Origin of the sequence: Mesorhizobium sp. KR1-2, assembly GCF_040045035.1 — a bacterium.
In the GTDB taxonomy this organism is placed as follows: domain Bacteria; phylum Pseudomonadota; class Alphaproteobacteria; order Rhizobiales; family Rhizobiaceae; genus Pseudaminobacter.
Genome location: NZ_JBDZDS010000017.1, coordinates 1 through 7776, shown reverse-complemented (window position 1 = coordinate 7776; position 7776 = coordinate 1). Strand labels below are relative to the sequence as shown.

6 protein-coding genes and 1 pseudogene are annotated in these 7776 nt (G+C 64.6%); 6 read left to right on the top strand and 1 reads right to left on the bottom strand.

Features of this window, described 5'->3' with window-relative positions:
• The 6 genes and pseudogenes from ABLE85_RS23050 to ABLE85_RS23025 all read left to right on the top strand — a co-directional run.
• Positions 1 to 1270: ABC transporter ATP-binding protein (locus ABLE85_RS23050; protein WP_348795045.1), on the top strand; the 1270-nt coding region annotated here is incomplete at its 5' end.
• Entirely contained in the window at positions 1257 to 2708 is a 1452-nt protein-coding gene (locus ABLE85_RS23045; RefSeq protein ID WP_348795044.1) for an amidase, read from the top strand. The genes ABLE85_RS23050 and ABLE85_RS23045, both read left to right, overlap by 14 nt.
• Positions 2709 to 2719: 11 nt before the next feature.
• Positions 2720 to 3649, top strand: coding sequence for a MurR/RpiR family transcriptional regulator (locus tag ABLE85_RS23040; RefSeq protein ID WP_348795043.1), 930 nt, complete (start codon positions 2720 to 2722; stop codon positions 3647 to 3649).
• A 45-nt stretch (positions 3650 to 3694) separates the two neighbouring features.
• Positions 3695 to 4885, top strand: coding sequence for a serine hydrolase (locus tag ABLE85_RS23035; RefSeq protein ID WP_348795042.1), 1191 nt, complete (start codon positions 3695 to 3697; stop codon positions 4883 to 4885).
• Positions 4886 to 5401: 516 nt separating this feature from the next.
• A pseudogene (locus tag ABLE85_RS23030) lies at positions 5402 to 6611 on the top strand (FAD-dependent oxidoreductase).
• A gap of 403 nt (positions 6612 to 7014) precedes the next feature.
• Entirely contained in the window at positions 7015 to 7263 is a 249-nt protein-coding gene (locus ABLE85_RS23025) for a helix-turn-helix domain-containing protein (protein WP_348795041.1), read from the top strand.
• A 26-nt stretch (positions 7264 to 7289) separates the two neighbouring features.
• On the opposite strand, the gene ABLE85_RS23020 is transcribed toward ABLE85_RS23025, so the two are convergent.
• Positions 7290 to 7535, bottom strand: coding sequence for a DeoR family transcriptional regulator (locus ABLE85_RS23020; RefSeq protein ID WP_348795040.1), 246 nt, complete (start codon positions 7533 to 7535; stop codon positions 7290 to 7292).
• Between the last annotated feature and the right edge of the window lie 241 nt (positions 7536 to 7776).

The window sequence follows — 7776 nt, the reverse complement described above, 5'->3', positions numbered from 1 at the left end:
CCAGTTGCTCGACGATGTCGGCATCCGCGAACCGGAACAGCGCGCCCGTTCCTACCCGCACGAATTCTCCGGCGGCATGAAGCAGCGCGCCATGATCGCCGCCGCCATCGGCTGCGGGCCGAAGCTGCTGATCGCCGACGAGCCGACGACTGCGCTCGACGTCACCGTGCAGGCCCGCATCCTCAAGCTGCTGAAGGACCTCAACCGCGAAAGGGGGCTGGCGATCATCCTCATTTCGCACGATCTCGGCGTCGTCGCCGACATCTGTTCGCGCGTGGTGGTGATGCGGGGCGGCGAGGTGGTGGAGCAAGGGCCGATCGACGATGTCATCAACCGGCCGCAGCACCCCTACACGAGGCTGCTGGTCGATTCCCAGCCGAGCCGCAAAACCTATCCCGGCGGGAAGGCGGAGCCCGAAAAGGCCGCGCCGCTGCTCAGCGTCGAAAAGCTGTCCGTGTCCTTCCCCGTCCGCCGCGACCTGATCGGCGGTCTTGGAGGCAAGAGCGAGTCATTCCGTGCCCTCGATGGCATCGACCTGCAGATCGCGGCCGGCGAGACGGTCGGCATCGTCGGCGAAAGCGGCTCGGGCAAGAGCACGTTGGCCCGCGCGATCATTCGCCAGAACAAGCCGAGCAGCGGGGCGATCCGCCTCGACGGACAGGATGTCCATGACCTCGGCGGCGATGCGCTCACGGCTTTTCGCCGGCGCGTGCAAATGGTGTTCCAGAACCCCTATGACTCGCTCAACCCGCGCATGACGATCGCGGAGGCCGTGGCCGAGCCGATCTGGCGGCATGGCCTTGCCGACCGCAGGACGGCGCAGATGCAGGCAGACGAACTGCTGGAAATGGTCGAGTTGCCGCGCGGCTTGCGCGACCGCAGGCCACGCCAGCTTTCAGGCGGGCAGTGCCAGCGCGTCGGGCTTGCGCGGGCACTAGCGCTCAAGCCGCAATTGTTGATCGCCGACGAAATCACCTCGGCGCTTGACGTCACCACCCAGGCGCAGATCCTCGAACTGCTGCTTCGGCTGCAACGGGAGCGCGCGCTGACGCTGCTCTACATTTCCCACGATCTCTCCGTCGTCAGCGGCATCTGCCAGCGCGTCTATGTCTTCAAGGGCGGCCGTATTGTTGAAAACGGGCCGGCTCGTCAGGTGCTTTCCGCCCCGCAAGACCCCTACACGCAGGAACTCGTCGGATCGCTGGCCCAGCTGGCGCCCGTAAACCCCGCGTCCATCTCTTTATCGGTTGGGAACAATGCGACTCGATGAATATGTCACCTATGACGGGACCGGCCTTGCCCAGCTGCTTGCCAGGGGCGAAGTCACGCCGAGGGAACTCGGTCATTGCGTCGAGCAGGCCGTTGCGGCGGTCAATCGGACCCTCAATGCGGTCATCGAACTCTACCCCGATGCGCTGAAGGCTCTGCCGGAGACCGCTTCCGACGGTCCTTTCCATGGCACTCCCACTCTGACCAAGGATTTTCCGATCGAGGCGGGCCGCCCGGCCGAATTCGGCAGCCGGCTTGCCCAGGGTTTCCGCGCAAGCTCCGACGCCGTCTACTGGGAGCGGCTGCGCGAAGGCGGGCTCGTCAATGTCGGCCGCACGACAAGTTCGGAGTTTGGCGTGCCCGCCACCACCGAGTCGCCTCTCTATGGCGCGACCCGCAACCCCTGGGATCCTGCACGCGGCGTTGCTGGGTCGAGCGGCGGCGCTGCAGCAGCAGTCGCGGCCGGCATCGTTCCTTTCGCGCAGGGCAGCGACGGCGGCGGCTCGATCCGCAACCCGGCTTCGTTCTGCGGCCTGGTCGGCCTGAAGCCGTCGCGCGGCCGCGTCACCGGGTCGCCGAATGCCAACGCGCCGCTGCTCGGGCTCGCGACGTCCTTCATGCTGACCCGCTCGGTACGCGACACGGCCGCGCTGCTCGACCTCTGCCATGGCCCAGATGCCGGCGACGGCTACGAAATCGCGCCGCCCGAAGGCACCTATCTGGAGGCCATCCAAAGGGCGCCGAAGGAGCTGCGCATCGCGCTCTGCACGCAATCCTGGTCGGGCGCGCGGATCGACCCCGAGGTCGCGGCGGCCACCAGATCCGTGGCCGAGCGGCTCGCCTCCTTCGGGCACCACGTCGAGGAATCGTCTCCGAGCTTCGACTATGGCGTCTTCCTCGAGGCGCAGAAAATCATCTGGGCCGCGGATGCCGCCGCCGACATGCCGGCGATGGCGAAGACGATGAACCGCAACCTTGAGGACATGCTGGGCGCGACCGTGCTTGGTCTCTACCGATGGGGACTGGGCCTCAGCGCCGCACAGCTCATCGACGCGCTTGCGATCTACGACCAGGTGACGCGCCAGGTCGGCCGCGTTTTAGCCGGCTACGATCTGCTGCTGACGCCGACCGCCACCATCGTGCCGGAGCCGATCGGCACCTTCGATCCCAACCGGCCCGGCATCGACGCAGACGGCGTGTTCGACGATCTGGCGCCGAAGGAAACCTTTACCGCGCTGTTCAACGCCACGGGGCAACCGGCGATTTCACTTCCCCTTGGGCGTAGCCAGGCTGGCCTACCGATCGGCATCCAGCTTGTGGCCCGCTTCGGGCGGGAAGATCTGCTGCTTGCGGTTGCGCGGCAACTGGAAGAAGAGTTGGCGAGCGGCCCGGGCATTTGGGGGCAGGGCCGGCCGGCTGTGCATGCCGGCAACTTCTAGGAGCAGATATCTTGGCTAAAGCGCGGAACGGCAAAGGCGGGAAGGAGCCGAACGGCAGCGAGGAGAAGATCGACCTCGAGGCGATCCTTCGCGCGCGCATGCCCGATTTCTCGCCGTCCGAGCAGAGCCTGGCCGCCTACATGCTCGACAACATCCAGACGCTGCCTTTCGAGACAGGCAGCAGCATCGCGCAGGCGGTCGGTGTCAGCGAGATGACCGTGTCGCGCTTCGTTCGCGGCCTCGGCTTCGAGAATCTGCGCGACCTCAAGAACCGGCTGCGCGTCTCGGTTGCCGAAAAGGACAGCGACATCGACGACTACATGGCGCGGTTCCAGATGCACGAAGGCCAGCAGCAGGCGCTGCAGGAAAGCCTGCGCCTCGAGCTGGACGCCATCGTCAAGGCCTATGCGCTGACCACGACCGACATATGGGACGAAGCCGCGAGCGAACTCGCCAAGGCGCACACCGTCTACGTCGTCGGCTTTCAGGGATCCAAGGGCCTTGCGTTGGATTTTGCCAGCCGCCTCCTCTGGGCCCGGCCGAACGTCATTTTCGTCGACAATGCGAGCGGCACCTTCGGCGAAATCATCTGCGCGGATCCAAAGCAGAGCCTGGTGGTGATGGTGGACACCGCCGCCTATGCAGCCCGCGGCATAAAGCTGGCCGAAAAGCTGAAGTCGATGGAAATGCCGCTCATCATCGTCACCGACAAGTTCAGCCACTGGGCCTTTGCCTATACGCGTTTCGTGTTCGAGGCGCACACGCATGTGAAGACGTTCTGGGATTCGACGGCCAGCCTGAGCGTTGTCCTCAACCTGATGATCGATGCGGTGGCGACCAGGCTCGGGCCGAAGGCCAAGCGCAACTTCGCGATGATGAGCGACATGGGCAACCTGTTCGGCGAGTTCGTGGGCGGCAGCTATCTGCGCCGGAAGGATTGAGACGCTTGCGACCTCAGAATGAAACGAAGCGAAAGATATCAAGCGATGACCAGCATTCCCCCGTTCCGCGACCCGACCCAGCCGGGAGCAGCGATCATCCCGCGGCAGGACTGGGACCGCGCACCGTGGAACCGCTGGACCTTCCAGCATGTGCGCGACCTGGTGCCGACGACGCAGGTCTGGCGCGGGCAAGGGCCAGCGAGCCCGCTGCCAGAAAACTTGCAGGACATCGACGCGATCGGTTTCGAGCCGGACGGCGGACGCGACACGATCGGCGGCTTCCTGGACTCGAGTTACAATGACGGCATGCTGGTGCTCCATCGCGGCAAGGTGATCGCGGAGCGCTATCTGAACGGCATGACGCCGCGCACGCCGCATCTGTCGCAGTCGGTCGCGAAGTCGGTGGTCGGCACGGTGGCGGGCATCCTGATCGGACGCGGCCTGGTCGACCCGGCCGCGCCCGTCACCCAGTACCTGCCGGAACTCGAGGCAACCGCCTATCGCGGCGCGACGGTGCAGCATGTGCTGGACATGACCAGCGGCGTCGTTTTCGACGAGACCTACACCGCGCTCGATTCCCATATGGCACAGATGGACGCCGCCTGCGGCTGGAAGGAGCGCCGGGACCCGAACTGGCCGTCGAATGTCTGGGCACTGATCCTGTCGCTGAAGGAAGCCGAGTGCGCGCACGGCGCCTCCTTCCGCTATCGCTCGATCGAGACGGACATTTTGTCCTTCGTCCTGCAGCGAGCCACAGCAACACCACTCGCCGAACTGGTGAGCCGCGAATTGTGGGCGCCGATGGGGGCGGAGGAAGACGCCTATTTCACGGTCGACCCGGCGGGCTACGCGCTCGGCGACGGCGGCTTCAACGCGACCCTGCGCGACTATGCGCGCTTTGCCCTGCTGCATCTGGGCGGCGGCGAGATCAACGGCCGGCGCATCGTTCCCTCCGCCTGGATCGAGGAAACGCGGACCGGGGCCCGGGCGGAACTTTTCGGCGGCGTCTATCACGAGGTCCTGCCGGAGGGGGCCTATCACAACCAGTTCTGGATCGAGGACAGCAAACGCCGCGCCTACATGGCGCGCGGCGTCTTCGGGCAGCTGATCTATATCGACCCGGAGGCCGACTTCGCCGCCGTCATCCTGTCGAGTTGGCCCGAATTCGTAAGCACCACGCGCACCCGCACCGCGCTCGCGGCGGTCAGGGCCATCCGCGAAGCGTTGTCGTCGTAGAGCCAACCTTACAATTACGACGGAATCCGATGCCGGCGGAAGGTCCGGGCGTGGGTGGCGGGTGCGAACCCATTCGGTCTCGTCGCTATCCTGCACCGATACCGAATGGATCATCTCGGAGCGGATCGAGGCGTTTCATGACGACCGCCTCGTGTTCGAGCGCACGCGGAGCGCCAATATCCGGCGCGATCATATGTGCGGCGCACCGATCATAGCGACACTTCGATGATTGGTGCCAAGGCAGTCAAGCTACCTGAGCGAGGGCAACGGCGTCGGAGCCTGCCTGTTAGTGAAGCCGGTCCGACGCGTCTATGGCTGCTTGCAGCACGGCCCCGGCCACGTCGCTTTCCACAGTGGCCAGCACTGGGTTGGCGAGCGCACCTGAACTGCTTGCGCGAGGTATTTCCCGAATCCTGGCCGCACGCTCGGATCGCCATCGGTGTGGCGTCATTGGCACGGGTGTACCCGTTGAAATCGAACTGACCGCGGTTCTCTGTGGCGCAAGGGACTAAGGCCATGCGGATTGCGGTCATCGGAGCAGGCGTCGTCGGGGTCGCGTCAGCGTATCTTCTGGCGCGAACCAATCATGAGGTGGTGCTGACTGATGCGGCACCTCAGCCGGGTTGTGGAGCGAGCGCCGGCAATGCCGCCCAGCTTTCCTGGGCCTATGGCGACGCCATGGCCTCGCCTGCGCTGTTGAAGCATCTGCCCGCCATCATCTCCGGTCGCGATCCGGCTTTCCGGGTCCGCTGGCGGCTCGACCCTGATTTCTTGATTTGGGGGCTGCGTTTCATGGCGAACATGCCGGCCCGGCGCTGGTGGAACAATACAAGCGAAATTCTGCGGCTGGCAGATGAATCACGCCAGGAAATGGCGAAGCTGCTGTCGGAGACGAAAATAGCCTTCGACTATCGCGTCGCCGGCAATCTGCATCTCCATCCCGATGCGGAACGCCTTGCCGCAAGTCGGCCGACCGTCGAGCGGAAGCGGCAGCTTGGCTTCGACCAACGTCTCCTATCGCGGCAGGAGGCCGAAGACGTGGAGCCGGCCCTGAAGACCTACCAGGGAGACATCGCGGGCGCCGTTTACACGCCCGGCGACGCGCTGGGCGATGCAGCCGCCTTTTGCCGTCAGTTGACGGATTTCATGGAGGCCACGTGCCAGGTCTCGACACGCTTTGGGCGCAGGGTGGCCGGATTTGAGCAGCGCAAGGGGCGGCTTTCGGCTGTGCGGTTTGCCGACTGCGATCCGCTTGTCGTCGACGCAGCAGTCGTCACGGCGGGACCGTTGATCCACACCCTGGTCGCCGATTTGCCCGAAGCAGGCGAAATCCAACCCGTGCGAGGCTATTCTCTGACCGTGCCATGGAGGGAGGGCGCGCCGCACGTCAGCTTGACGGATGTGAAGCTTAAGATCGCCTTTGCAACGTTCGGCGAACGGTTCCGCGTTGCCGGGCTTGCCGACATCGAGCAGTCTGGCACCGGCTTCGACGCGGATCGGTTCGGCGTCCTGCGGGAAGCTGCCAGTGCCGTCTTGCCCGCCTGCTTTGAGCGGCCGTCCGAAGAAGTCCCTTGGTCTGGCGAGCGCCCCATGACGCCATCCCTCCCGACCGATCATAGCTCCTTCCCGCAGGATGCGCGGTCTCTACATCAATGCGGGGCACGGCATGCTCGGCTGGACGCTCGCCCTCGGTTCCGCAAGGCGCCTGGCAAAACTGATTCCCTGACGAAATCCCGAGAGTTCGCAGCCTCAAGAAAACGCAACCCAATTCAAGGACGTTCTACGAATCTCGGTTGACATAAGTCACACACAACCTGGCAGGCTCGTGACATAGACGTCGTCCGTCAGGGGCGTGCAGCCGGCGTGTTAACACTTGGCCGACACCGGAATTCCCTTTTCCGAATGAACGCTTTCACTGCGGCGGATCGCGTCAACCGGTGAAAGGCGAGCCCCAAACTGTACCTGCCACGATTGTTGTCCTGGCGAACGAGGTCTTTGTACACGTCTGCTTTCGCATCCTGTCGACCGGAAGCCGCCGGTCCGCTTGCGGCCCCTAAGCTGCCGGCCACCACGCTAAAGGTCGCGGTTGCGCCGAAGACATTCCGTTTTAGGGATTCACGCGGGAGGCCATGTCTGATTCACTTCTGCTGCTGATTTGGGAGGAGGTGATGATGACGAGGTGCCTGAGTGCTGACCTTCGCGGGCGAGTGATTGCGGCAATTGAAGAAGGGGTTTCGACACGGGAGGCTGCACGGCGCTTCCGGGTCGGGATGTCGACGGCCGGGAACTGGTATCGCCGCTGTCGCGAGACCGGCGAGATGGAAGCGCGCAAGCAGGGCCAGCCGTCGCGTTCGAAGCTCGATGCACACGAGGCCTAGCCGACCTCTGCCGCAAGCTCGAGATTTCAGTTTTTCCAACTGCAGGCCGCCGCTTTCGCGGTCGCGTGACTGTCGCTTTCCCGTGCCAGCGAGTAGTCGGCGCCCGCCGGGCCGTCGAGCACGCCGACGATATAGCCACCAAGGCAGGTGAAACGATCCCTGGTTTGGGTTACGTCGCGGCGGATCGTCATCTCGGAGACGCCGAGCTGCCCGGCGGCGTAGCGCAGTCTCAGCACGCCCCCGCGCTTCAGCATCGCGCCCAGCGCTTCCAACCACTCGTTCCTGTATCCCGTCCTGCTCGTGGCCCTCGGCAAACAATTGTTGCACCCTTGACAGTTTACACTTCAATATGAAACGATCCGAACATAATGATTGAATTCTAACAAATTGCGCGGCCGCGGCAAGCGGCCAGCCGGCGCCAGAGGACGGGCACCATCCGTGACACATCCGCAGCATTCGACGCCGCAGGGACTTGAGAACTTCCGGCGCAACGCGGGAACACCGCTGCGCCCC

What these genes read in the sequence shown, in the direction of transcription:
- ABLE85_RS23035 (WP_348795042.1), top strand. Translation starts at nt 3,695, where the DNA reads ATGACCAGCATTCCCCCGTTCCGCGACCCGACCCAGCCGGGAGCAGCG.
- ABLE85_RS23045 (WP_348795044.1), top strand. Translation starts at nt 1,257, where the DNA reads ATGCGACTCGATGAATATGTCACCTATGACGGGACCGGCCTTGCCCAG.
- ABLE85_RS23025 (WP_348795041.1), top strand. Translation starts at nt 7,015, where the DNA reads ATGTCTGATTCACTTCTGCTGCTGATTTGGGAGGAGGTGATGATGACG.